The sequence below is a fragment of the Planomonospora alba genome (assembly GCF_039534085.1).
GTDB classification, from domain to species: Bacteria; Actinomycetota; Actinomycetes; order Streptosporangiales; family Streptosporangiaceae; genus Planomonospora_B; species Planomonospora_B alba.
In genome coordinates, this window is record NZ_BAAAUT010000032.1 from 55,113 (window position 1) to 77,335 (window position 22,223).

Annotated in this window: 20 protein-coding genes and 1 pseudogene; 3 read left to right on the top strand and 18 right to left on the bottom strand. The window is 72.5% G+C overall.

All coding sequences use genetic code 11. The features are described 5' to 3' along the window. Nucleotides 1-56 precede the first annotated feature (56 nt). From ABD823_RS20205 to nadD, 5 genes are all read right to left on the bottom strand, one after another. The gene (locus ABD823_RS20205; RefSeq protein ID WP_344861844.1) at nucleotides 57-815 is read right to left on the bottom strand and encodes an iron ABC transporter ATP-binding protein; all 759 of its coding nucleotides are present in this window, start codon (nucleotides 813-815) and stop codon (nucleotides 57-59) included. Continuing rightward, on the bottom strand, nucleotides 812-1,843 hold the full coding sequence (locus tag ABD823_RS20210) for an iron chelate uptake ABC transporter family permease subunit (RefSeq protein WP_344861846.1): 1,032 nt from the start codon (nucleotides 1,841-1,843) through the stop codon (nucleotides 812-814). Before ABD823_RS20210 ends, ABD823_RS20205 begins: the two co-directional genes overlap by 4 nt. Beyond that, on the bottom strand, nucleotides 1,840-2,835 hold the full coding sequence (locus tag ABD823_RS20215; RefSeq protein WP_344861848.1) for an ABC transporter permease: 996 nt from the start codon (nucleotides 2,833-2,835) through the stop codon (nucleotides 1,840-1,842). The genes ABD823_RS20210 and ABD823_RS20215 overlap by 4 nt, the downstream gene beginning before the upstream one ends. Continuing rightward, nucleotides 2,832-3,788, bottom strand: a complete 957-nt coding sequence (locus ABD823_RS20220) for a siderophore ABC transporter substrate-binding protein (protein WP_344861851.1) — start codon at nucleotides 3,786-3,788, stop codon at nucleotides 2,832-2,834. The genes ABD823_RS20215 and ABD823_RS20220 overlap by 4 nt, the downstream gene beginning before the upstream one ends. Nucleotides 3,789-4,097: 309 nt before the next feature. Continuing rightward, nucleotides 4,098-4,718 (bottom strand): nicotinate-nucleotide adenylyltransferase, encoded by a 621-nt coding sequence (gene nadD, locus ABD823_RS20225; RefSeq protein WP_344861853.1) that lies wholly within the window; start codon nucleotides 4,716-4,718, stop codon nucleotides 4,098-4,100. 75 nt (nucleotides 4,719-4,793) lie between these two features. Here nadD and ABD823_RS20230 point away from each other — a divergent pair, with 75 nt between their 5' ends. Both ABD823_RS20230 and ABD823_RS20235 read left to right on the top strand, forming a co-directional pair. Next, the gene (locus ABD823_RS20230) at nucleotides 4,794-5,816 is read left to right on the top strand and encodes a M48 family metallopeptidase (RefSeq protein WP_344861855.1); all 1,023 of its coding nucleotides are present in this window, start codon (nucleotides 4,794-4,796) and stop codon (nucleotides 5,814-5,816) included. A gap of 113 nt (nucleotides 5,817-5,929) precedes the next feature. Beyond that, nucleotides 5,930-6,718, top strand: a complete 789-nt coding sequence (locus ABD823_RS20235; protein ID WP_344861857.1) for a neutral zinc metallopeptidase — start codon at nucleotides 5,930-5,932, stop codon at nucleotides 6,716-6,718. A 29-nt stretch (nucleotides 6,719-6,747) separates the two neighbouring features. Here the strand turns inward: ABD823_RS20235 and ABD823_RS20240 are convergent, their stop codons facing one another. From ABD823_RS20240 to rpmA, 6 genes are all read right to left on the bottom strand, one after another. Further along, nucleotides 6,748-8,412 carry a serine/threonine-protein kinase gene (locus tag ABD823_RS20240; RefSeq protein WP_344861859.1) on the bottom strand — a complete coding sequence of 555 codons (1,665 nt, stop codon included), beginning with the start codon at nucleotides 8,410-8,412 and terminating at the stop codon, nucleotides 6,748-6,750. A 119-nt stretch (nucleotides 8,413-8,531) separates the two neighbouring features. Next, on the bottom strand, nucleotides 8,532-8,765 hold the full coding sequence (locus ABD823_RS20245) for a hypothetical protein (protein WP_344861861.1): 234 nt from the start codon (nucleotides 8,763-8,765) through the stop codon (nucleotides 8,532-8,534). 143 nt (nucleotides 8,766-8,908) lie between these two features. Next, a complete protein-coding gene (locus ABD823_RS20250) occupies nucleotides 8,909-10,213 on the bottom strand; it encodes a glutamate-5-semialdehyde dehydrogenase (RefSeq protein ID WP_344861863.1) in 1,305 nt (434 codons plus the stop codon). Between the two features lie 16 nt (nucleotides 10,214-10,229). Next, nucleotides 10,230-11,357, bottom strand: coding sequence for a glutamate 5-kinase (gene proB / locus ABD823_RS20255; RefSeq protein ID WP_344861865.1), 1,128 nt, complete (start codon nucleotides 11,355-11,357; stop codon nucleotides 10,230-10,232). A gap of 39 nt (nucleotides 11,358-11,396) precedes the next feature. Continuing rightward, nucleotides 11,397-12,749: a GTPase ObgE gene (gene obgE, locus ABD823_RS20260; RefSeq protein WP_344861867.1), complete on the bottom strand. Its 1,353-nt coding sequence runs from the start codon at nucleotides 12,747-12,749 to the stop codon at nucleotides 11,397-11,399. Nucleotides 12,750-12,869: 120 nt separating this feature from the next. Further along, on the bottom strand, nucleotides 12,870-13,127 hold the full coding sequence (gene rpmA / locus ABD823_RS20265) for a 50S ribosomal protein L27 (RefSeq protein WP_344861869.1): 258 nt from the start codon (nucleotides 13,125-13,127) through the stop codon (nucleotides 12,870-12,872). Here rpmA and ABD823_RS34770 point away from each other — a divergent pair. Next, nucleotides 13,099-13,158: pseudogene (locus ABD823_RS34770) on the top strand (hypothetical protein); the annotation flags it as partial. The gene rpmA and the pseudogene ABD823_RS34770 overlap by 29 nt on opposite strands. On the opposite strand, the gene rplU reads toward ABD823_RS34770, so the two are convergent. The 7 genes from rplU to ABD823_RS20300 all read right to left on the bottom strand — a co-directional run bounded on the left by rplU (nucleotide 13,146) and on the right by ABD823_RS20300 (nucleotide 22,218). Then, entirely contained in the window at nucleotides 13,146-13,448 is a 303-nt protein-coding gene (gene rplU, locus ABD823_RS20270) for a 50S ribosomal protein L21 (RefSeq protein ID WP_344861873.1), read from the bottom strand. The pseudogene ABD823_RS34770 and the gene rplU overlap by 13 nt on opposite strands. Before the next feature lie 239 nt (nucleotides 13,449-13,687). Beyond that, entirely contained in the window at nucleotides 13,688-16,543 is a 2,856-nt protein-coding gene (locus tag ABD823_RS20275; protein WP_344861875.1) for an Rne/Rng family ribonuclease, read from the bottom strand. A 96-nt stretch (nucleotides 16,544-16,639) separates the two neighbouring features. Beyond that, nucleotides 16,640-17,401 (bottom strand): TIGR03936 family radical SAM-associated protein, encoded by a 762-nt coding sequence (locus ABD823_RS20280; protein ID WP_344861877.1) that lies wholly within the window; start codon nucleotides 17,399-17,401, stop codon nucleotides 16,640-16,642. Between the two features lie 240 nt (nucleotides 17,402-17,641). Next, nucleotides 17,642-19,552 (bottom strand): TIGR03960 family B12-binding radical SAM protein, encoded by a 1,911-nt coding sequence (locus ABD823_RS20285; protein ID WP_344861879.1) that lies wholly within the window; start codon nucleotides 19,550-19,552, stop codon nucleotides 17,642-17,644. Nucleotides 19,553-19,570: 18 nt separating this feature from the next. Continuing rightward, complete coding sequence (locus ABD823_RS20290; RefSeq protein WP_344861881.1) at nucleotides 19,571-20,467, bottom strand: phosphotransferase family protein; 897 nt, start codon at nucleotides 20,465-20,467, stop codon at nucleotides 19,571-19,573. Then, a complete protein-coding gene (locus tag ABD823_RS20295) occupies nucleotides 20,464-21,891 on the bottom strand; it encodes an NsdA family TPR-like regulatory protein (RefSeq protein ID WP_344861883.1) in 1,428 nt (475 codons plus the stop codon). The genes ABD823_RS20290 and ABD823_RS20295 overlap by 4 nt, the downstream gene beginning before the upstream one ends. A 90-nt stretch (nucleotides 21,892-21,981) precedes the next feature. Next, on the bottom strand, nucleotides 21,982-22,218 hold the full coding sequence (locus ABD823_RS20300) for a hypothetical protein (protein ID WP_344861885.1): 237 nt from the start codon (nucleotides 22,216-22,218) through the stop codon (nucleotides 21,982-21,984). Between the last annotated feature and the right edge of the window lie 5 nt (nucleotides 22,219-22,223).

The window sequence follows — 22,223 nt, forward strand, 5'->3', positions numbered from 1 at the left end:
TCAGGCGTCAGGCGTCAGGCGTCAGGCGTCAGGCGTCAGGCGTCAGGCGTCAGGCGTCAGGCGAAGTAGACGCCGATGCGGCTGCCGCCGATGTCGTGCACGTCGATGTCCAGGTCGTACACCGCGCCCAGCACCTCCGGCCGCATCATCTCCGCCGTCGGCCCCTGGGCGACCACCTTGCCGTGCTTCATGGCCACGATGGTGTCGGAGTGGCAGGAGGCGAAGTTGATGTCGTGCACGACCATGACCACGGTCTTGCCGTAGTCGTCGGCCATGCGCCGCAGGCGCCGCATCATCTGCACCGAGTGCCGCATGTCCAGGTTGTTCAGCGGCTCGTCCAGCAGGACGTAGTCGGTGTCCTGGCAGAGCACCATGGCCACGTACGCGCGCTGCCGCTGGCCGCCGGAGAGCCGGTCCAGGTGCCGGTCGGCCAGCTCGCCCAGCTCGAAGTAGCCGATGGCCTCGTCGATCAGCGCGTGGTCGGCGGCGGTGAGCCGGCCGCCCGAGTGCGGGAAGCGCCCGAACGCGACCAGCTCGCGCACGGTGAGCCGTACCGACATGTGGTTGTCCTGCCGCAGGACGGCCAGCCGCCGGGCCAGCTCGTCGCCGGGTGCGGCGGCGATGTCCAGGCCGTCCACGGTGACGGTGCCGCCGTCGGCGGGGACGAGCCTGCTGACGACGGACAGCAGCGTGGATTTGCCCGCGCCGTTGGCGCCGATGAGGGAGGTCACCCCGCCGGGGGCGATGGTCAGCGACACCCCGTCGAGGACGGCGGTCCCGTCGTACCGCTTGGTGACGTCCTTGATCTCGATCATCGTCGGGACTCCCGGATGAGCAGGGCGATGAAGTAGGCACCGCCGAAGAATTCGATGACCACGCTGAGCGCGCCGTTCATGGTCAGCACCCGCTCCAGTACGAGCTGCCCGCCGGCCAGCACGGTCAGCGAGAGCAGCGCCGCGGCGGGCAGCACCACACCGTGGCGGAACGTCCCGGTCAGCTGTCTGGCCAGGTTGGCGACCAGCAGGCCGAGGAAGGTGACGGGCCCCACCAGCGCGGTGGACACCGACACCAGGACGGCGACGACGACCAGCGACTGCCTGACCACCGAGGCGTGGTCGACCCCGAGGTTGAGCGCGTGGTCGCGGCCGAGGGCGACGACGTCGAGCCGGCCCGTCAACCGTGCGGTCCACACGGCCATCGCGGCGACGAGAACCGCGGACAGGGCGAGCAGGCCCGGGTCGACCTGGTTGAAGCTGGCGAACAGGCTGTCCTGCAGCACCACGAAGTCGTTCGGGTTGATCATGCGGGCGGCCAGCGAGGACAGGCTGCGGAACAGGGTCCCGAAGACGACGCCGGCGAGCACCAGGACGTACAGGTCGCGCCCGCCGCCGAACAGCCGCCGGTACAGGGCGCCGGAGAAGAGCACCATCGCCGTGACCTGCCCGGCGAACAGCAGCCGGGGGTCGGCCGAGCTGAGCGCCAGCGCGCCGAACAGGAACACGATCAGCGTCTGGATCAGCACGAACAGCTGGTCGAAGCCCATGACGCCGGGCGTCAGGATGCGGTTCCCCGTCACCGTCTGGAACAGCACGCTGGAGCAGGCCACCGCGACTCCCACCACGGCCATCGTCGCGATCTTGCGGGATCTGACGCCCAGCGCGTACTCCCAGTTGCCGGTGAGCCCGATCAGGCAGAACCCCGCGATCACCGCGACGGCGAGCAGCGCGAGCGCGGCGAGCCTGCGGAGCTCGCGGCGGCGCACGGCGGCCAGCGTGACGGAGGTCGTCGGGGAGGGCGCCGGAGCGGCCGGGGAGGCGGGCCCCGCCGGGAGGACGGACGTCATCGCAGCCCCATCCGTCTGCCGCCGCGCAGCAGCAGCGTGAGGAAGACCGCGCTCCCGGCGACGCCGACGACCGTGGAGACCGGGATCTCGTACGGGAACCTGACGAGCCTGCCCGTGACGTCGCACAGCAGCACGAACAGTGCCCCGGCGAGCGCGGTCGCGGGCAGCGCGTGGCGCAGGTTGTCACCGAGCGCCAGGGTGACGAGGTTGGGCACGATGAGGCTCACGAACGGGACCTCCCCGACGGTGACCACGACGACTGCGGTGATGACGGCGGCGAGTACGAGGCCGGTGCCGACGACCCGGTCGTAGCGCACGCCGAGGTTGACGGCGAAGCCACGGCCCATGCCGGCGATGGTGAACCGGTCGGCGTACAGATAGCCGAGCACGGTGACGGCCCCGGCGATCCACAGCAGCTCGTACCGGCCGCGCAGCACCCCGGAGAAGTCACCCGCCGTCCACGCGCCGAGGCTCTGCAGGAGGTCGGACCGGTAGGCCGCGAACGTGGTGGCGGCGGAGACGACGCCTCCGAACATGACGCCGACGAGCGGCACCAGGATCATGTCGCGGAAGGTCAGCCTGCGCAGGATCCACATGAAGAAGAACGTGCCGAGCAGCGCGAACGCGACGGCGACGGCCATCTTCACGAAGACGGCCTGCCCACCGGCGAACAACGTGGCCACCAGCACGCCGAAGGCGGCCGACTCGCTGGTCCCGGCCGTGGAGGGGGAGACGAAGCGGTTGCCGGTGATGTGCATCATCACCAGGCCGGCCACGCTCATCGCGGTGCCGGCCAGCAGCACGGCGAGCATCCGCGGCAGGCGGGACTCGACCAGGACGCGCACGTCCTCCGGTCGCCCGTCGAGCAGGCCGGCCGGGGTGAGGTCGCCGACGCCGACGAAGAGCGACCCGAGGGCCGAGGCGGCGAGCAGCGCCGTCCCGGCCACCAGGTGCCACGCCCGCAACCTCCCGGGCGAGGTCCGACCGGTCACGACAGGCTGTCGCCGACGTTCTCGACCATGGTCTCGACCGAGCTGAGCGCGGTCGGCGCGACGTACCAGGCGAAGGGGTCGAGGTAGACGATCTTACCGTTCTTTGCGGCCTTGGTCCCGTTGACCAGCTCGTTGTCCAGCACCTTCGCGGCGGCCTCGCCGTTCTCGCCGATCGCCGAGTCGCGGTCGACCACGTACAGCAGGTCGGGGTCGGTCTCGGCGACGAACTCCGCCGAGACGGCCTGGCCGTGGATGTCCGCGGACAGGCCGTCCGCGGCCGGCTTCACGCCGAGGGCGTCATGGATGATGCCGAACCGGGAGCCGGGGCCGTACGCGCTGAGCTTGCCGCCGGTGGTGAGCACGATCAGTCCGGTGCGGTCGCCCGCCCTGGCCTTGACCTCGGCGATGGAGGCGTCGATGGCGTCGAGGCGCCGCTCGACCTCCGCCTGCTTGCCGAAGATCGTGCCGAGGGCCTCGACGCGCTCGCGGAGGCTGGCCGTGAAGGCGGCGTTGTCCACGCTCAGGTCCACCGTGGGAGCGATCTCGGCCAGCTCAGGGTAGGCGGCCGAGGACCGGCCGGCCACCACGATCAGGTCCGGCTCCAGCGAGTTCACCTTCTCGTAGTCGGGCTCGAACAGCGAGCCGACCTTGGTGTAGGCGTCCGTGCCGTACTCGGCGAGGCTCTCCGGGAGGTTGTCGACCACCGGCACCCCGGTCACCTTGACGCCGAGTTCGTCGAGGGTGGCGAGCACGCCGACGTCGAAGACGACGACCTTCGCGGGCTTCTCCGGAACGGTGGCGCTGCCCTTGGCGTGCTTCACGGTCACGCTCCTGCCGGTGCTCTCGGCCGTGACGGCCCCTGTCTCACCTCCTGCGCCACAGGCGGCGACCGCGAACAGGGAGGGCAGCAGGAGCAGGCCGACCAGCCGGGAGCGGGAGGGGCGGTGGTGCATGGGTCCCCCAAGGACTATAGGGAAGGCTTACCTAACCAGAATCAAATTCAAGCTAGGTAAGGCTAACCTAATCATCAATCGACACCGCATCGCCCCCCTTGATCCCCACCACGCCTGGCCCGACGGCGGTCCGGCACGCCCACCGGCGATGCGGCGGGCTGCCGCCGCGCACTCGGGACACGGCGCATCATCGGGCAGCGGTCATGGAACGGCTGAACGGGTGTACGCGAGGAACCCGGCCGTCGGCTCCGTCTTCACCGACGCGCCCCGGTGTGCCCCGAACCGGAGGACCGGCGGTGAACGCCCCGGTCAGTCCTCCGCCGACCGGTACAGCCCGCGCTTGTTGATGTACTGGACGATGCCGTCGGGCACCAGGTACCAGATGGGCTCGCCCGCGGCGACCCGCTGCCTGCACTCCGACGACGAGATGGCCAGCGCCGGGATCTCCAGCAGGCTCACCTTCCCCTCGGGCAGGCCGGGGTCGTGCAGGTGGTGGCCGGGCCGGGTGGCGCCGATGAAGTGCGCGATGGTGAACAGCTCGTCCACGTCGCGCCAGCTCAGGATCTGGGCGAGGGCGTCGGCGCCGGTGATGAAGAACAGCTCCGTGTCCGGGCCGTAGGCCGCCGCGACGTCCCGCAGGGTGTCGATGGTGAAGGTGGGCCCCGGCCGGTCGATGTCCACCCTGCTCACCGAGAAGCGCGGGTTGGAGGCGGTCGCGATGACCGTCATCAGATAGCGGTCCTCGGGCGCGGAGACCTCCTGGGATGCCTTCTGCCACGGCCGGCCGGTGGGCACGAAGACGACCTCGTCGAGGTCGAAGTGGTGGGCGACCTCGCTGGCGGCCACCAGATGCCCGTGGTGGATCGGGTCGAAGGTCCCCCCCATGACACCCAGGCGGCGCTTCCCGTGACCGGTGGGAGCGTTCTTCATGGAACAGGACCTTACGCGCAAGCCGTACGGAGCTTTTAACCGCCCCCCGCGCGTGCCCGGCGGGGCGGACGTAGCATGCCGGGCATGACCACCACCCCGGATCGCAACCGCGTGCAGCTTCCCGGCATCAGCTCCCGGGCCTACGAACATCCCGCCGACCGGTCCGCGCTGGTCGCCCTCCGCTCGCTCAGCGGGTTCGACACGGTCCTCAAGCAGATGTCCGGACTGATCAGTGAGCGCCGCCTGCGCCTGATCTACCTCGCCTCCGCGGTGCGCACGAGCGACACCCAGTTCCGCGCCCTGCACGACATGGGCCGGGACGCGGCCTACGTCCTCGACCTCCCCCGCATCCCGGAGGTCTACGTCCAGCAGGACCCGAAGGTCCAGGCGATGGCCATCGGCTTCGACGACCCGTTCATCGTCGTCAGCACCGGCCTGCTCGACCTGATGGACTCCGAGGAGCAGCGCTTCGTCATCGGCCACGAGACCGCGCACATCCTGTCCGGCCACGCCGTCTACCGCACGATGCTGGACATCCTCACCCGGCTGGCCACCCGGGTGGCCTGGATCCCGCTGGGCTACATCGGCCTGCGCGCGATCGTGGCGGGGTTGGAGGAGTGGCACCGCAAGTCCGAGCTCTCCGCCGACCGCGGCGGCCTCCTCGTCGGCCAGGACCCCGAGGCCGCGCTGCGCGCGCTGATGAAGCTCGCCGGCGGCTCGCGCCTGCACGAGATGAACATCGAGGCCTTCCTCGACCAGGCCCGCGAGTACGACACGGCGGGCGACGTCCGCGACGGCCTGCTGAAGGTCCTCAACCTGCTCGGCACGACCCACCCGTTCGCGGTCTCCCGCGTGGCCGAGCTCGACAAGTGGCGCCGCGGCGGCGAGTACGAGACGATCCTCGCCGGCACCTACCCGCGCCGCGCCGACGACTCCAGCGCCAGGATCACCGAGGAGATCAAGGCCGCGGCCCGCTCCTACCGCGAGTCCTGGTCCCAGTCGCAGGACCCGTTCATCGGTGTCCTGCGCGACGTGGCCGAGGGCGCGGTCAACGCCGGCGAGCGCATCTTCAACCGCTTCGCCCGCCGCGACAACTGACACACGCCGTTCCGGCACCGTTCACGAAAAGGTCTGGGAGTCCGCCTCCCGGGCCTTTTTACGGATGGAAACGGATTTGCCGATCAATCGGGACTGCTTTACCGTGCCGGTCCATGAGAATCCGCATGATCACCGCCCTCACCGGCGCGGCAGGTTTTCTCCTCGCCGGCACGGCCCTGACCGGCACGGCGCACGCCTACCCCGTCAAGGACGAGGCGCTGACGAAGAGCAAGCTCTACTCCACCGGAAAGCTCGCCGAGACGGAGTGCGCCGAGCCGTCCGTCAAGGCCGGCAGCGTGCCCTCGGCCAGGAAATACTGGACGAAGATCCACTCCTGTCTGAACGACTCCTGGAAGACCCACCTGACGAAGGCCGGTCTGCCGTTCAGCGAGCCCGTCCTGAAGTTCGGGAGGATCCCCAAGGGATTCTGCGGCTACGAGATCGGCAAGGAGAACTCGCAGGCGTACTACTGCGCCGAGTCGAAGACCGTCCACGTGCAGCTCGGCAAGGACTGGGTCGAGGAGGCGGACGACCTCTTCCTCCTCCACGCCGCCGCCGAGCTGTACGGCTTCCACGTCATGAACCTGGTCGGCATCGACAAGGCCTTCGAGGCCGCGCCGTACTCCGGCAAGAACGAGATGAACGAGCAGATCCGCCGCAACAGCCTGCAGGGCGACTGCCTGAGCGGCGTGTTCCTCCGCAGTGTCTGGTCCTCCCTCGACCGGTCGTCCCGGGACTGGAGGGAACTGCAGGGCATCCTGAAGAGCAGCGGTGACGCCAAGGGCGCCGAGCGCGTCTACGGCAAGGGCTCCAACCGGCTCCACTGGACCAAGCGCGGCTACGCCACCGGCGACCCCGCCTCCTGCAACACCTGGACCGCCTCCCCGGCCAAGGTGGCCTAGCGACCCCCTCTCCCAGACCCGGTCCGGCCTCACAGGACCAGCGCGACCACCCGCACGGCCGCCGTGCACAGAGCACTGAACCCGCCCAGCACGACCATGGCGCGCAGGCCGTCCCTGCGGAGTTCGGGGAGGCGGGCGCCCGCCCGTTCCACCTCTCTGCCGGTGATCGCGCCGCAGACCACCCCGAACACCACACCCGCGACGGCGACCGGAGCGGGTCGCATCCACCACTCCGGTGGCAGCGATCCGCCCTCGGCCAGCCAGAGGGTGAGAACGGCCAGCCCGGCGGCGGGCACGCCCGGCCAGACCACGGCGGTCAGCAGCGAACCTGCCAGGGTCAGCGGGAAACCGAGCACCCGCAGCAGGCCCCGGACCCGGGCGGACCTGCGTTTCCTGACCAGCCAGTGCCCCGCCCACAGCGCGCGGACCAGGACGACGAACAGGCCGGTGACCGCGAAGGTCGCCGGCGGCCAGATCACCGAGGCCACCACGCAGGGCACCGCCAGCAGCGCGATGAGCAGCAGCGTCACGTTCCCCGCGGGCAGCGGCCCGGCCCGGCCGCCGGTCGCGGCCTCCGCCGCCAGGGCGCTGTCCGCCTGCCGCCCCCGGGTCGCCCGCGCGCCCGCCGCCGCGATCCGCCTCCCCGCCCGGGTCTCCCCCGCACCGGAGCGCGCCGCTGCCTTCTCCTTCCCCGCGGCCCCTGCGCGGGGCTCCTGCGTGCGGGGCTCCTGCCGCGCCGGGGCGGAACCGGTCTGCTGCGCCCCCGCCCGCTGCGGCCCGGTCCTCGGACCGCTTCTGCGGGATCCGCTCTGCTGCGGCCCGGTCCTCGGCCCCGTCCGCTGGGCCGTCTTCCTGAGGGAGGTCTCCGCGGCGGCCGCGGGCTCCGTCCCGGCGGAGGCGGCCTTGCCGAGGCGGGCCAGCCGCCCGGCGAGAAGCGCGGCCGTGGGCCGTTTCGCGGCCTCGCGGTGGAGCGCGGCGCGGACCAGCGGGAGAAGCGCCGCGGGCACGCCCGCCAGATCTGCCTGGCCGTTGAGGACGGCGTACATCTGCGCCTCCACCGTGCCCCGGCCGAAGGTGGGGCGGCCGGTGGCGGCGAAGGCCACGGTCGCCGCCCAGGCGTGCACGTCGGCCGGCTCCCCCACCGGCTCGTCCGCGAACAGCTCCGGCGCGGCGTAACCGGGGGTGCCCAGGAACGTGCCGGTCAGGGTGAGCCGGGTGGCGTCCAGGACCTGGGCAATGCCGAAGTCGATGAGCACCGGCTCGCCCGACGGGCCGAGCAGGACGTTGGCGGGCTTGAGATCGCGGTGGACGACCCCGGCCGCGTGAATGATCGACAGCGCCGTCGCCAGGCCGTGGGCCAGGGTGGTCAGCTCGGCGCCCCGCAGCGGGCCGTCGCGCCGTACCCGCTCCAGCAGGGTGTCGCCCTCGATGTGCTCCATGACCAGGTAGGGCCGGTCGCCGTCGAGGTCGGCGTCGAGGACCCGGGCGACGTAGGGGCTCTCCACCCGGCGGAGCGCGCGGACCTCGCGCTCCAGCCGTATCCGCGCCTCGGAGTCGGCCTCGACGGCGTCGTGGAGCATCTTGAGGGCGACCTTCTCGCCCCGCCGGGTCGTGGCGAGGTAGACCTCGCCCATGCCGCCTCTGCCGAGGCGATCCACCAGCGTGTACGGGCCGACGCGCCCGAGCCTGCCCACCCGCCCTCCACCCATAGGAGACCCCACCATAGCGGGCGGGCACGACGATTCCGCGGCGACGCGCCGGAGAGCGGTGGGATCGGTGCGGCGGCAGAGGACGGGGATGTCTCAGGGCCGGCTCACGGGCGGCCGGCGTACGCCCGCGCCCCGGACCCGGCGTCCTCCCCGTGCGGCTCCCCCTCCCGCGGCTCGGGGACGAGCAGGCTCTCCAGCTCGGCCACGGGCTCGGCGGACAGGTCCCGCCGCCCCTTGCGCCGCCAGTTCACGTGCCCCCGGCTCTCCAGGAACAGCATCAGCCGGTCGACGGCGAACAGTACGGCGGCCACGAAGACGATCCCGATCACGGTCTGCATGAGGGTCAATCCAACCACCCCTTCCCGTCACCGGTGGAGCCGACACGGCTACCTACCGCATCCGGCGAGACGCTTGACCGGATCCTGAACGAACCGGCGGGGCGGCGGCCGGACTCCCGGCCCCCGTCCCGGCGGCGTGCCGGTCAGTCCAGCGCGGAGGCGCCTCCGCAGGACGGGATGACGCTGCCCTCGGAGGTGCGCAGGTGGCCCTCACCGGTGTAGACCCACTTGGTGGAGGTCAGCTCGGGCAGGCCCATCGGGCCGCGGGCGTGCAGCTTCTGGGTGGAGATGCCGATCTCCGCGCCGAACCCGAACTCCCCGCCGTCGGTGAACCGGGTGGAGGCGTTGACCGCCACCGCCGCGGAGTCGACCAGCGCGACGAACCTGCGGGCGGCGGTGACCGACCGGGTGACGATCGCCTCGGTGTGGGCCGAGCCGTACTCCCTGATGTGCCGGACCGCGTCCTCCAGCGAGTCGACCACGGCGGCGGCGATGTCCAGCGAGAGGTACTCGGCGCGGAAGTCCTCCTCGTCCGCCGGCACCACGGCCTCGCCGTAGGCGGCGATGCGCGCGTCGCCGTGGACCGTCACGCCCGCTTCGGCCAGCGCGGCCAGCGCCCGCGGCACGAAGGCGTCGGCGACCGCGGCGTGCACGAGGAGCGTCTCTGCGGCGTTGCAGACCGAGGGGCGCTGGGCCTTGGCGTTGAGCAGGATCTCGACCGCCAGGTCGAGGTCGGCCTCGGCGTCGACGTAGACGTGGCAGTTGCCGGTGCCGGTCTCGATGACCGGGACCGTCGACTCCTGCACCACCGAGTTGATCAGCGAGGCGCCGCCGCGCGGGATCAGCACGTCGACCAGGCCGCGGGCCCGCATGAGCTCCTTGGCCGAGTCGCGGGTCCGGCCGGGCACCAGCTGCACGGCCTGCGCCGGGACCGCCGTACCCGCCAGGGCCTCCTGCATGACCCTCACGAGCACCGTGTTGGACTCGTAAGCGCTGGAGGAGCCACGCAGCAGGGTGGCGTTGCCGCTCTTGAGGCAGAGCGCGGCCGCGTCGACCGTGACGTTGGGCCGGCCCTCGTAGATGATGCCGACCACGCCGAGCGGGACGCGGAGCTGGCGCAGCTCCAGTCCGTTGGGCAGCGTGCTTCCGCGGACCACCTCGCCCACCGGGTCCGGCAGGTCGGCGATCTGCCGGACGGCCTCGGCGATGGCCTCGATGCGCCCGGCGGTCAGGCTGAGCCGGTCGATCATGTACTCGGAGGTGCCGTCCTCGCGGGCCTTCGCCACGTCGCGCGCGTTGGCCTCGACGATCTCGGCGGAGCGGGCGACCAGCGCGTCGGCGATCACCCGGAGCGCGGCGTCCTTCGGCGCCCGCGGCAGCGGGGCCAGCTCGGTGGCGGCCTCCTTCGCCGCCCGGGCTACCTTCAGGAAGTCTTCCGACGCAGACATCTCGCACTCCAGGGAACTAGTCGGTGGCATCCAGTATGACGATGTCGTCCCGGTGGATCAGCTCGCGTTCATATTCCGGACCGAGGGCGCTGGCCAGCTCCCTGGTGGAGCGGCCGAGCAGGTCCGGGATCTCCGCGGCGTCGAAGTTGACCAGGCCGCGGGCGACGACCTCGCCGAGCGGGCCGCACAGGTCCACCGGGTCCCCCGCGGCGAAGTCGCCCTCCACCGCGGTGACCCCGGCGGGCAGCAGCGACTTGCGGCGCCCGACGACCGCCTCGACCGCTCCCGGGTCCAGGTGGAGGCGCCCGCGGCCGGTGGTGGCGTGCGCCAGCCAGAGCAGCCGGGTGCCGGGGTGCCGCCCGGCCGGGTGGAAGTAGGTGCCGATGTCGGCCCCGGTGAGGGCCTGCGCGGCGTGCGCGGCGGCGGTGAGCACCACGGGCACCCCCGCCCCGGTGGCGATCCGGGCCGCCTGCACCTTGGTGACCATGCCGCCGGTGCCGACCGCGCCGCCCTTGCCGAGCTCGACCCCCTCCAGGTCCTCCGGGCCGCGCACGTCCGTCAGCCGCCGGGCGCCCGCCCTGCGGGGGTCACCGTCGTAGAGGGCGTCCACGTCCGACAGCAGCACCAGCGCGTCGGCCCGGATCAGGTGGGAGACCAGCGCGGCGAGGCGGTCGTTGTCACCGAAGCGGATCTCGTCGGTGGCCACGGTGTCGTTCTCGTTGACGATCGGGACGATGTCCAGCTCCAGCAGGCGGTTCAGCGTGCGCTGGGCGTTGACGTGGTGCGCGCGGCGCATCATGTCGTCGGCCGTGAGCAGCACCTGGCCGACGCGCAGGCCGTACCGGGCGAAGGAGGAGGTGTAGCGGGCCACCAGCACGCCCTGGCCGACCGAGGCCGCGGCCTGCTGGGTGGCCAGGTCGCGGGGGCGGGCGGACAGGCCCAGCGGGCCGAGCCCGGCCGCGATGGCGCCGGAGGAGACCAGCACGACCTGCGTGCCGGCCTTCCGCCGGGCGGCCAGCACGTCGACCAGGGCGTCCACCCGGTCGACGTCGATCATCCCCTGCGGGGTGGTGAGCGAGGACGAGCCCACCTTCACGACGAGGCGTGAGGCCGTACGGATGCGGTCGCGCGCAGGGGTGGTCACGACGCGTGCCTTTCTCGTGGAGCAGGTGAGGGGGAGCGGTCAGCCGAGCCGGTTGTCGGTGCCGCGCGGTCCCTGCCGCACGGCCTCGGCGTTGAGCGTCGGCTGCCAGTCGAAGACGTAGCCGTCCTCCATGGAGCCGATGACGACCTCGGCCCCGGCCGTGGCCCCGGCCGCCAGGAGCTCCTCCTCGACGCCGAGGCGCTCCAGCCGGTCGGCGAGGTAGCCGACGGCCTCGTCGTTGCTGAAGTCCGTCTGGCGGATCCACCGCTCCGGCTTGGCCCCGGTGACCTGGAAGGTGTTCTCGTCGACCCGGCGCACGGTGAACCCGGCGTCGCCGATCTGCTTCGGCCGGATGACCAGGCGGGTCGGCTCGGGTGCCGGCGCGGCGGCGCGGGCGGCGGCGACCATCTCGCCCATGGCGTAGGTCAGCTCCCGCAGGCCCTCGTGGGTGGCCGCGGAGATCGTGAAGACCCGCAACCCCCGCTCCTCGAGCAGCGGCCGGACGATGTCGGCCAGCTCGCGCGCGTCGGGCACGTCGGCCTTGTTCAGCACCGCCAGCCGCGGCCGGTCCTCCAGCTTGCCGTAGGCGGCCAGTTCGGCCTCGATCACCTCGTAGTCGCTGATCGGGTCGCGGCCCGGCTCCATGGTCGCGCAGTCGATCACGTGCACGAGCGTGCTGCACCGCTCGACGTGGCGCAGGAACTCGTGGCCCAGGCCCTTGCCCTCGGAGGCTCCGGGGATCAGGCCGGGCACGTCGGCGACGGTGAAGACCGTCTCGCCGGCGGTGACCACGCCGAGGTTGGGCACCAGCGTGGTGAAGGGGTAGTCGGCGATCTTCGGGCGGGCCGCGCTGAGCGCCGCGATGAGGGAGGACTTGCCCGCGCTGGGGAAGCCGACCAGCGCCACGTCCGCGACGCTCTTCATCTCCAGCAGCACGTCGAGCTGGTCGCCGGGCTCGCCGAGCAGCGCGAAGCCGGGGGCCTTGCGCTTGGCCGAGGCCAGCGCCGCGTTGCCCAGGCCGCCGTGACCGCCCTGGGCCACCACGTAGCGGGTGCCCGCGCCGATCAGGTCGACGAGCACCTCGCCGGTGGCGGCGTCCTTGACGACGGTCCCGTCGGGGACGGGCAGGACGACGTCGGCGCCGTTGGCGCCGTCGCGGTTGGAGCCGGAGCCCTGCTTGCCGTTCTCGGCCCTGCGGTGCGGGCGGCGGTGGTACTCCAGCAGGGTCGCGGTGTTCGGGTCGACCTCGAGGATCACGTCGCCGCCGCGGCCCCCGTTGCCGCCGTCGGGACCGCCCAGCGGCTTGAACTTCTCCCGATGCACAGAGGCGCAGCCATGTCCCCCGTCACCGGCCTTGATGTGCAGGACCACCTGGTCCACGAAGTCCGGCATGTCTGCTTCTCCTACCCCCATCACCGGGATCTTGCCTGGCGGGAACACCCCGCTCACACACGAACAGGGGCGGACCGCTGCTCGCGATCCACCCCTGTCGTAACGTCGTGCGGCGCGGATCTACTCCGCGACCGGGACGATGCTCACCGCGCGACGACCGCGCTTGAAGCCGAACTGCACGTGGCCGGCGGCCAGCGCGAACAGCGTGTCGTCACCACCGCGGCCGACGTTGTCGCCCGGGTGGAAGTGGGTGCCGCGCTGGCGGACGATGATCTCACCGGCGTTGACCAGCTGGCCGCCGAAGCGCTTCACACCGAGCCGCTGAGCGTTGGAGTCACGGCCGTTCCGAGTGGACGACGCGCCCTTCTTGTGTGCCATCTCTCAAAGCTCCCGAACTCAGGCCTGGTTGATGCCGGTGATCTTCACCTGGGTGTACCGCTGGCGGTGACCCTGGCGCTTCTTGTAACCGGTCTTGTTCTTGTACTTGAGGATCCGGATCTTCGGACCCTTGGTCTCGCCGAGGATCTCGGCGGCGACGGTGAACTTGCCCGCCTCGGTGGTCACGTCGCCATCGTTGACGACGAGCACCGTCGGCAGCGTAACCGTGGAACCGACCTCACCGGCGACCTTGTCCACCTCGAGGACGTCACCGACGGAGACCTTCTGCTGCCTGCCGCCGCAACGAACGATCGCGTACACCGCGGAACCCTTCTTCTGCCTACTTGCTCGCTGGATGCTGCGCCCGCATCCGGCTGTGGTCACCGTTTGACCGACGTACCGGGTGGGCGCGCGAACAGGGCGCGCCACTAGCGCACCGATTCATCAGGGTACCGGACTACGGAGCCCTGGTCGAACCGGGCGGAACGTCGGGGTGCCGGCGCGGCATGGCGCGCCGGCGATGCCGGACCTCCGGATCCCCCGCCGACGGCGGAGGAGATCTAGTCGGCCGGCTTGGCCTTGCGGGAGCGTCTCCGCCCCCTCCCGGCGGTCTGTACGGCCTGCGCGTCCTCGACCGGGACGTCGTCAAGCGCATCGGTCACGGTATCACGCCCGGACTGCTCGCTGGCCGCGACCGCGCTCCCGACCTCCTTGGCGGCCTCCTTGGCCAGCTTCTCCGCGACCGCCTTCTCCACCGCCATCTTGCCCTGGGTGCCGCGCGGCTCCGGCTTGCCCTCGACCGGTTCGGTCGAGATGTGCAGGCCGCGGCCGTTGCAGCACTCGCAGACGGTGGAGAACGCCTCCAGCAGGCCCTGTCCGACCCGCTTGCGGGTCATCTGCACCAGGCCCAGGGAGGTGACCTCGGCGACCTGGTGCTTGGTCCGGTCGCGGGCCAGGCATTCCAGCAGCCGCCGGAGCACCAGGTCGCGGTTGCTCTCCAGCACCATGTCGATGAAGTCGATCACGATGATGCCGCCGATGTCCCGCAGCCTGAGCTGGCGGACGATCTCCTCGGCCGCCTCCAGGTTGTTGCGGGTGACGGTCTCCTCGAGGTTCCCGCCCTGGCCGGTGAACTTGCCCGTGTTGACGTCGACGACGGTCATCGCCTCGGTCCGGTCGATCACCAGCGAACCGCCGCTGGGCAGCCAGACCTTGCGCTCCATCGCCTTGGCGATCTGCTCGTCGATCCGGTAGGCGGCGAAGACGTCGCCCTCCTCCTCCCACCTGGTCAGGCGGTCGGCCAGGTGCGGCGCCACGTAGCGGACGTACTCGTCCACCGTGGTCCACACCTCGTCGCCCTGGACGACCAGGGAGGTGAAGTCCTCGTTGAACACGTCCCGGACCACCCGGACGGTCAGGTCCGGCTCGGAGGAGAGCAGCTCCGGCGCGCTGGCCGTCTTGGCCTTGCGCCGGATGTTCTCCCACTGGGCCGAGAGCCTGGCCACGTCGCGGCTGAGCTCCTCCTCCGAGGCGCCCTCGGCCGCCGTGCGGACGATCACACCGGCGTTCTCCGGCATGACCTTCTTCAGGATGCTCTTGAGCCGGGTGCGCTCCTTGTCGGGGAGCTTGCGGCTGATCCCGGTCATCGAGCCGTCGGGCACGTAGACCAGGTAGCGGCCGGGCAGGCTGATCTGCGAGGTCAGCCGGGCGCCCTTGTGCCCGATGGGGTCCTTGGTGACCTGGACGAGCACGGACTGCCCCGACTTGAGGGCCGCCTCGATGCGCTTGGGCTGCCCTTCCAGGCCGGCGGTGTCGAAGTTGACCTCACCGGCGTACAGCACCGCGTTGCGGCCCTTGCCGATGTCGACGAAGGCCGCCTCCATGCTCGGCAGGACGTTCTGCACCTTGCCGAGGTAGACGTTGCCCACGTAGGACTGGCTCGCCTCGCGGTCCACGTAGTGCTCGACGAGGATGTCGTCCTCCAGCACCGCGATCTGGGTCCGGCCGCCGGTGCGGCGCACCACCATCACCCGCTCGACGGACTCCCGGCGGGCCAGGAACTCCGACTCGGTGATGATCGGCGGACGCCGCCGGCCGAGCTCGCGGCCCTCCCTGCGGCGCTGCTTCTTGGCCTCCAGGCGGGTCGAGCCGCGGACGCTCTGCACCTCGTCCATGGCGCTGCGCCCGGCGCGCGGCGCGCGGATGCGCACCACCGTGTTCGGCGGGACGTCCTCGGTCTCCTCGGTGTCCTCGGAGCTCCTGCGGCGGCGGCGGCGACGCCGGCGCGAGGTGCCGTTCTCCGCGCCCTCGGCCTCCTCGGCCGGTGCGGTCGCGTCGGTCTCGGCCTCGGCGCCCGCGGACTCCTCGTCCTCGGGCTCGGGCTCGCCGCCCTCGGCCTCCTCCTGCTCGCGCGTCTTCCCGCGGCCGCGGCCGCCCCTGCGGCGGCGGCGACGACGGCCGCCTGCCTCCTCCTCGGACTCCTCCTCCGGCTCCTCCGTGTCCTCCGGCTCCTCCTCGGCCTCGGCCTCGGCGGGCTCGAACGGCTGCGTCGGCGCGGGGCGCACGGCGGGCTGCTCGATCAGGGACGGATCCGGAGCCTGGAAGAGCGGCTGGAACACCGTGGCGGGAGCCTGGAAGGTCACCGAGGGCACCTCGGGGCGCGCCGCGGCGGTCAGTCCGAACGGGTCGGTGAACAGCTCCGGTCGCCGCTCGCCGGCCTCCTCGTCGCCGCTGTCCTCCCCGGCGGCCGGCTCCTCGCCGACCGGTCCCGACAGCAGCAGCGACGCGGCGACCTCCTCGGCCTCGGCCTCGGTCAGGTCGGCGGGCGGCGCCGGCTCGGGCCGCGCCTCCTGCCGGCCGGGCTGCTCGGCGGGCTCCTCGGCGCGCTGCGGGGCGGCGGCCTTCTTGCGCGTGCGGGTCCGCTTGGCCGGAGCGGCCGCCTCCGGGGCGGCGCCCTCGTCCGCGGCGGTCCCGGCGGCCGGAGCGGCCTCGGCGGTCGCGTCCGCCGGCGCTCCGGCGTCCTCCGGGGCAGGCTCGGCCTTCTTCGCGCGGCTGCGCCGCGCCGTCGTCGTGCTCGCCGTGGTCGCCGCCGCGGCCCGGTGCCGGGTGGCGCGCTTCGGCGCCGCCTCCCCCGGCCCCTGCGCCGCCTCCTCCGGCTCGGCCCCGGCCTCCGGCGCGGAGGCGACGGGGGCCGCGGGGGCCTCGGTCGCGGTCTCCTGACCGGTCCGCTCCGGGGCGGGTCCGGCCGCCGCGGCCCCGGCCGTGGCGGGCGCCGGCGGGGCGGGCTCCAGGTCCTCGGGCTCCGGCGGCGGTCCCGCGGGCCGGCTGGCGGCCCGGCGGCGACGCGGCTGAACTGTCTTTTCCGTTATGTCCCCCGCGGGGCCGTTGGCCCCGACGTTGGGTTCGTTGTCGAGCATGCGGGCGCTCTCCCGTCAGCCCCCGGGCACGTCTCCGCGGCCGCACAGGGGCTCTCGTCTGTCGATGTCCGCCGGGCCGAGGCCCGGCGCCAAGTCCTATAGGTCGCCGCCGACGTGTTCGCTCACCGGTCTCGTGTCACCGCCGCGCGTGTTGTCGCGGTCCAGGTCGAACGGGTCGGCGGGCGCACCGGTGCGCGCGTCCAGCGGCCCCTGCGCCAGCCTGGTCACCTCGGGGGGCACCGGCGGCGCGAAGTCGGCCACGAGACGCAGTCCAGTGAGAACGTCGTCGGGTCGAACGGCAGGAGTTGCGTGCCGTACAACCATGCGAAGTATGACACATGACTGACTGGACGCCTGACCTGCTGTTGCCTCCGCTCCCTCCGAGGCCTCCAGGCTCAGCACCGCCTCACGCGCGTCGAAGCGGCGCATGCCCTTCTTCGTCAGGCGTTCCACCTCGATCCGCTCGGCGGCGTTGAACCGCTCCACCGCCACGCGGGCGAGGGCGGGGTCGGCTCCCGGCAACCGCACCTGCCACACCGAGCACTCCAGCCGGTCGGCCAGGCTGCCCGGGCCCGCCTCCACGACGTCGAGCACGTCGAGACCGGGCGGGAGGGATGCGTCCAGGGCGGCTCTCAGCCCGCCGGGGTCGCACTCCCGCGTCACGCTGATCTCGAGGTACTCGGCCTCGCTGGCGACTCCGGTCGGGGCGGCCGCTCCGACGTAGGAGATCCTCGGGTGGGGCGAGAAGCCCGCGCTGTAGGCCACGGGGACGTCCGCGCGCCGGAGCGCGCGCTCCAGAGCCCGGGAGATGTCACGGTGGCTGGTGAAGCGCAGGCGGCCGCGCTTGGCGTAGCGCACACGGAGGCGCTGCGCGACCGGCGCGGGCGGGGGCCCATCGGGAACGGGTTTCAGAGTGGTGTCATCCTTCCTGATCGCGGTCGTCTCGTCTCGGGCGGACCGTGCCGGGCACGGTCTACCTCAGACAACCTCCGGTGAGGCGGGCTTCTTCCCGGCGGGGGAGGCGTACGGCGCCGCCGCCCCGCTCTCCCGCCGCGGAGAACGCGGCGGAGGAGCGGGGCACGGCGCCGGCGCGGACCGTCACACGACGGTCAGCGGCAGGAGCTTCCTGCCCGTCGGGCCGATCTGGATCTCGGTGCCCATCGTGGGGCAGACGCCGCAGTCGTAGCACGGCGTCCAGCGGCAGTCCTCGACCTCGCCGCCGCTGACGGCGTCCTGCCAGTCCTGCCAGAGCCATTCGCGGTCGAGACCGGCGTCGAGGTGGTCCCAGGGCAGGACCTCGTTCTCCTCGCGCTCGCGCGTGGTGTACCAGTCGACGTCCACCCCGGCCCTGGCCGCGGCGTCCATCCAGCGCTGGTAGGAGAAGTGCTCGCTCCAGCCGTCGAAGCGGCCGCCGTCCTCCCAGACCGCGCGGATCACGGCGCCCACCCGGCGGTCGCCCCGCGAGAGCAGGCCCTCCACGATCGAGGGCTTGCCGTCGTGGTAGCGCAGACCGATGGCGCGGCCGTACTCCTTGTCGCCGCGGAGGGCGTCCTTCAGCGCCTTCAGGCGGCGGTCCACCGTCTCGTGGTCGGCCTGGGCCGCCCACTGGAACGGCGTGTGCGGCTTGGGCACGAACCCGCCGATGGAGACCGTGCAGCGGATGTCGCGGGAGCCGGTCGCCTCCCGGCCCGCCTGGATGACCTTCTTGGCGAGGTCGGCGATGGCCAGGACGTCGGCGTCCTCCTCGGTGGGCAGGCCGCACATGAAGTAGAGCTTCACCTGCCGCCAGCCCTGGCTGTAGGCGGTGGTGACGGTCCGGATCAGGTCCTCCTCGGTGACCATCTTGTTGATCACCTTGCGCATGCGCTCCGAGCCCCCCTCGGGGGCGAACGTCAGACCGGACCTGCGGCCGTTGCGCGAGAACTCGTTGGCCAGCGTGATGTTGAAGGCGTCGACCCGGGTCGAGGGCAGCGAGAGCGAGGTGTTGGTGCCCTCGTAGCGGTCGGCCAGGCCCTTGGCGATGTCGCCGATCTCGGAGTGGTCGGCACTGGAGAGGCTGAGCAGGCCGACCTCGTTGAAGCCGGACGCCTTGACGCCCGCGTCGACCATGTCGCCGATCGTGGTGATGGACCGCTCCCGCACCGGACGGGTGATCATCCCGGCCTGGCAGAAGCGGCAGCCCCGGGTGCAGCCGCGGAAGATCTCCACGCTGAACCGCTCGTGCACGGTCTCCGCCAGCGGGACCAGGGGCTTCTTCGGGTACGGCCACTCGTCCAGGTCCATGACCGTGTGCTTGTGGATCCGCCACGGCACGCCCGGGCGGTTCGGTGCGACCCGCCGGATCCGGCCGTCCGGGTGGTACTCGACGTCGTAGAACTTCGGCACGTAGACCCCGCCGGACTCGGCCAGCCGCATCAGCAGCTCGTCGCGCCCGCCGGGCGATCCCTCGCCCTTCCACTCGCGGATGACCTCGGTGATGGCGATGGCGATCTGCTCGCCGTCGCCCAGCACCGCGGCGTCGAGGAAGTCGGCGATCGGCTCCGGGTTGAAGGCCGCGTGGCCGCCGGCGAGCACGATCGGGTCGTCGTCGCCGCGGTCCGCGGCCACCAGCGGGATCCCCGCGAGGTCCAGCGCGGTCAGCATGTTGGTGTAGCCGAGCTCGGTGGAGAAGGAGATCCCGAACACGTCGAAGGCCCGCACCGGCCGGTGCGCGTCGACGGTGAACTGCGGGACGCCCTCGGCGCGCATCAGCGCCTCCAGGTCCGGCCAGACCGCGTAGGTCCGCTCGGCGAGCGTCTCCGGAAGCTCGTTGAGGATTTCGTAAAGGATCTGGACGCCCTGGTTGGGCAGCCCCACTTCATAGGCGTCGGGGTACATCAGAGCCCAACGGACTCCGGCGGAGTCCCAGTCCTTGACGGTCGAGTTGAGCTCACCCCCGACGTACTGGATCGGCTTCTGCACCCTGGGCAGAAGCGCTTCCAGGCGGGGAAACAGTGACTCGACAGGCATACCTTCAAGGGTATCGGCCTAGAAAGGGTGCCACGGGCGGTCGTCGCCCGCTCGCAGCGAGTCGAGCCGGTGCCGCAGCTCCTCGCGGGCCCGCGGGTCGCGGTGGCCGTTGCGCAGCACCGCGGTGAGGGTCTGCAGCTCACGCATGTCGCGCATCACCGGATAGCCCTCCCAGCCCGTCAGATCGTGGCCGTACGCCTGGCTGAAGTTCGCGCGCTGGCGCTCGGTCAGCCCGAACCGCACGCCCTGCAGCGTCGGGATCAGGTCGGTCTCCCGCGGCCCGGCGCACACCGAGTCCCAGTCGCACAGCAGCAGCCCCTTCCGGGTCCGGATCAGGTTGCCCCGGTGCGCGTCGCCGTGGATGAGGCCGTACGGCAGCGCGAACCTCACCCGCTCGTAGTAGGCCTCGGCGAGGTCGTCGCAGCGGCCGAGCAGCCAGCTCCGCTCGTCCTCGCCGAGCACCCGGCTGGCGTCGATCGCCCGGCGCACCGGCCCGAAGGGATCGTGCACGGGCAGCTCGAACGGGACCGGGGGCAGCTCGTGCAGCCGCCGCAGCAGCGGCCCGAGCGCCGCCGGGTCCGGCAGCGGGCCGATGTGCTCCTCGTAGCGCCAGAAGGTCGCGAGGAAGCCGTCGGCGGCGACCGGCTGCCGGACGTCCAGCGGCCGGACCGCGGGGAAGCCCTGCCCGGCCAGCCAGCGCGTGACCCGCACGGAGACGGCCAGCCGGTCGTACCTGCCCGGCCGCGCCTGCGTCAGCCGTACCACCACCCGCTCGGCGGGCAGGTGGTAGACGGCGTTGGCGAAGTCGCGCAGCAGCGCGGCGCCCCGCGCGTCCAGCCCGGCCAGGCGGCAGGCCCGGCCGAGCGCGGCGTCCGCGGTCCGGTCGAGGACCTCCCCCTCGGCTGCGATCGTCATCCCCGGCTCCTCTCGGAGATCGCGTGCCGCGCCTGCTGGGGCAGGCCCACGGCGCAGAAGCCCTCGATCCGGCGGGCCATCCGCTCGCCGTCCGGCCGTCCGGCGGCCAGCGCGCGGCCGGTGCCCAGCGTGGTGCCCAGGCTGCCGATCCGCCGGTCGGGCGGGAGGGCGAGGATCGGCTCCATCGCCTCCTCCGCCCCCGCGGTGTCGCCCTCCATCAGGTGGGCGACCACCAGGTGGGCGCTCGCCATCGACTCGCAGCCGTAGGAGCGGTTCTCCGGGTCCCCGGCGGCGTACAGCGCCAGCGACCGGCGCGCCGCGGAGATCGCCTCGACCGGGTCGCCCAGGTGCAGGTGGGTCACCGCCGCGTAGTAGCACTCCTTGGCCGGCCGGAAGGCGAACTCCCCGGCGATCTCGTCGTGCAGCTCGTCGCCTCCGGCGGCGCGGGCGTCCGCCGCCCGCGCCAGCGCGTCGGACGCCTCCGCCCCCCGGCCCTGCATCGCGTAGGCGCGGGCCCGCAGCATGTGCAGCCGGGTCGCCCCCGACCCCGCCCACAGGTGGGTCAGGCCCTCCTCGGCGTACCGCGCCGCGTCCGCGTAGCGCCGGTCCCACAGCGCCACCGACGACTGCATCCCGCGGGCCCAGCCCATCAGCGCCGGGTGCCCGGCCACCTTGCCGTAGGTCCACGCCGCCCGGGCCAGGGTGTCGGCGGGGACCCGGCGGTCCATGTCCATGCTGACGTTGGCCATCAGGCCGCACAGCACCCCGGTCAGGAAGTACAGCTCGCGGGCCTGGCCCGGATGGATGCGCTTGTCCAGCGCCTTGCGGGTGCGCTCCTGCAACTCGCGCATCTCCACGAACAGCGGCAGCGGCGGCTGCGAGACGTAGCGCTTGCCGATCCAGACGACCTGCGCGCGCAGCCGCTCCAGCGCGCCGGAGCCCAGCTCGCTCGCCTCGGCCAGCTCCGCGTGGCTGCCCGCCTCCTCCGCCGCCGCCGCGATCAGGTCCAGCGCGGGCGGCGACGACGGCGCGGCGCGCAGCTCCTCCGGTGTGTAGTCCTGGGCGAAGCCCAGCTGGACCGGGCCGGTCTCGAAGAGCCGGCAGAGCAGGTCGGTGTAGTCGCGGTCGGGCCGCGCCCCCGCCTCCCACTCCCGCCAGGAGCGCTCGCTGAGCCCGCGCCGCTTGATGCCCTGCCGGTCGCACATGGCGTGGAAGTGCTCGATGGCCTCCTCCACGGTCCACCCGTGCGCCAGCCGCCAGCACTTGAACCTGGTCTGCTGCGGGGCGCAGGCGTGGATCTCGTCCACCATCCGCTGGATGACGGCCGCCGTCGGCGGGCCGGACAGCTCGGCCAGCGTCCGGTTGCGGATGATCGTCGCGTAGGCCAGCGTGGCGCGGTCCCCGCCACGCGGACTCTGTGTCATCGGGCTCCTCCCCGGCCGTCTTCCGCGATCGTCCTCACGCTAGTCCTCCGGGCGCCGCCGCCGGCAGTGAGAGCCCGCCGCGCAGAGCTCTCACCGCGCGGAGCCTCCGCTCCCGTCCTGGAAGGGCACGACCGTCCCGCCGTTGCGGAGCTGCGCCTGGAAGAGCTGCCCGCACAGGCCGCCGGGGGTGCCGGCGAACCAGACCACCGGCGGGTCGCCCGCCGACACCGCGGCCCACCTGCCCTTGCTGAACACGATCCGGTAGTCGGGGAACGCGGTGCGCAGCAGTTCCAGCGCGCGCTCCCGCTCGGCGAGCTCCGATGTCACGGCCC

Bases quoted from the DNA above. Each gene is read 5' to 3' on its own strand.
- ABD823_RS20205 (WP_344861844.1), bottom strand. From the start codon at position 815: ATGATCGAGATCAAGGACGTCACCAAGCGGTACGACGGGACCGCCGTC.
- ABD823_RS20210 (WP_344861846.1), bottom strand. From the start codon at position 1,843: ATGACGTCCGTCCTCCCGGCGGGGCCCGCCTCCCCGGCCGCTCCGGCG.
- ABD823_RS20220 (WP_344861851.1), bottom strand. From the start codon at position 3,788: ATGCACCACCGCCCCTCCCGCTCCCGGCTGGTCGGCCTGCTCCTGCTG.
- nadD (WP_344861853.1), bottom strand. From the start codon at position 4,718: ATGAAGAACGCTCCCACCGGTCACGGGAAGCGCCGCCTGGGTGTCATG.
- ABD823_RS20230 (WP_344861855.1), top strand. From the start codon at position 4,794: ATGCCGGGCATGACCACCACCCCGGATCGCAACCGCGTGCAGCTTCCC.
- ABD823_RS20235 (WP_344861857.1), top strand. From the start codon at position 5,930: ATGAGAATCCGCATGATCACCGCCCTCACCGGCGCGGCAGGTTTTCTC.
- ABD823_RS20245 (WP_344861861.1), bottom strand. From the start codon at position 8,765: ATGCAGACCGTGATCGGGATCGTCTTCGTGGCCGCCGTACTGTTCGCC.
- ABD823_RS20250 (WP_344861863.1), bottom strand. From the start codon at position 10,213: ATGTCTGCGTCGGAAGACTTCCTGAAGGTAGCCCGGGCGGCGAAGGAG.
- obgE (WP_344861867.1), bottom strand. From the start codon at position 12,749: ATGCCGGACTTCGTGGACCAGGTGGTCCTGCACATCAAGGCCGGTGAC.
- rpmA (WP_344861869.1), bottom strand. From the start codon at position 13,127: ATGGCACACAAGAAGGGCGCGTCGTCCACTCGGAACGGCCGTGACTCC.
- ABD823_RS20275 (WP_344861875.1), bottom strand. From the start codon at position 16,543: ATGCTCGACAACGAACCCAACGTCGGGGCCAACGGCCCCGCGGGGGAC.
- ABD823_RS20285 (WP_344861879.1), bottom strand. From the start codon at position 19,552: ATGCCTGTCGAGTCACTGTTTCCCCGCCTGGAAGCGCTTCTGCCCAGG.
- ABD823_RS20290 (WP_344861881.1), bottom strand. From the start codon at position 20,467: ATGACGATCGCAGCCGAGGGGGAGGTCCTCGACCGGACCGCGGACGCC.
- ABD823_RS20295 (WP_344861883.1), bottom strand. From the start codon at position 21,891: ATGACACAGAGTCCGCGTGGCGGGGACCGCGCCACGCTGGCCTACGCG.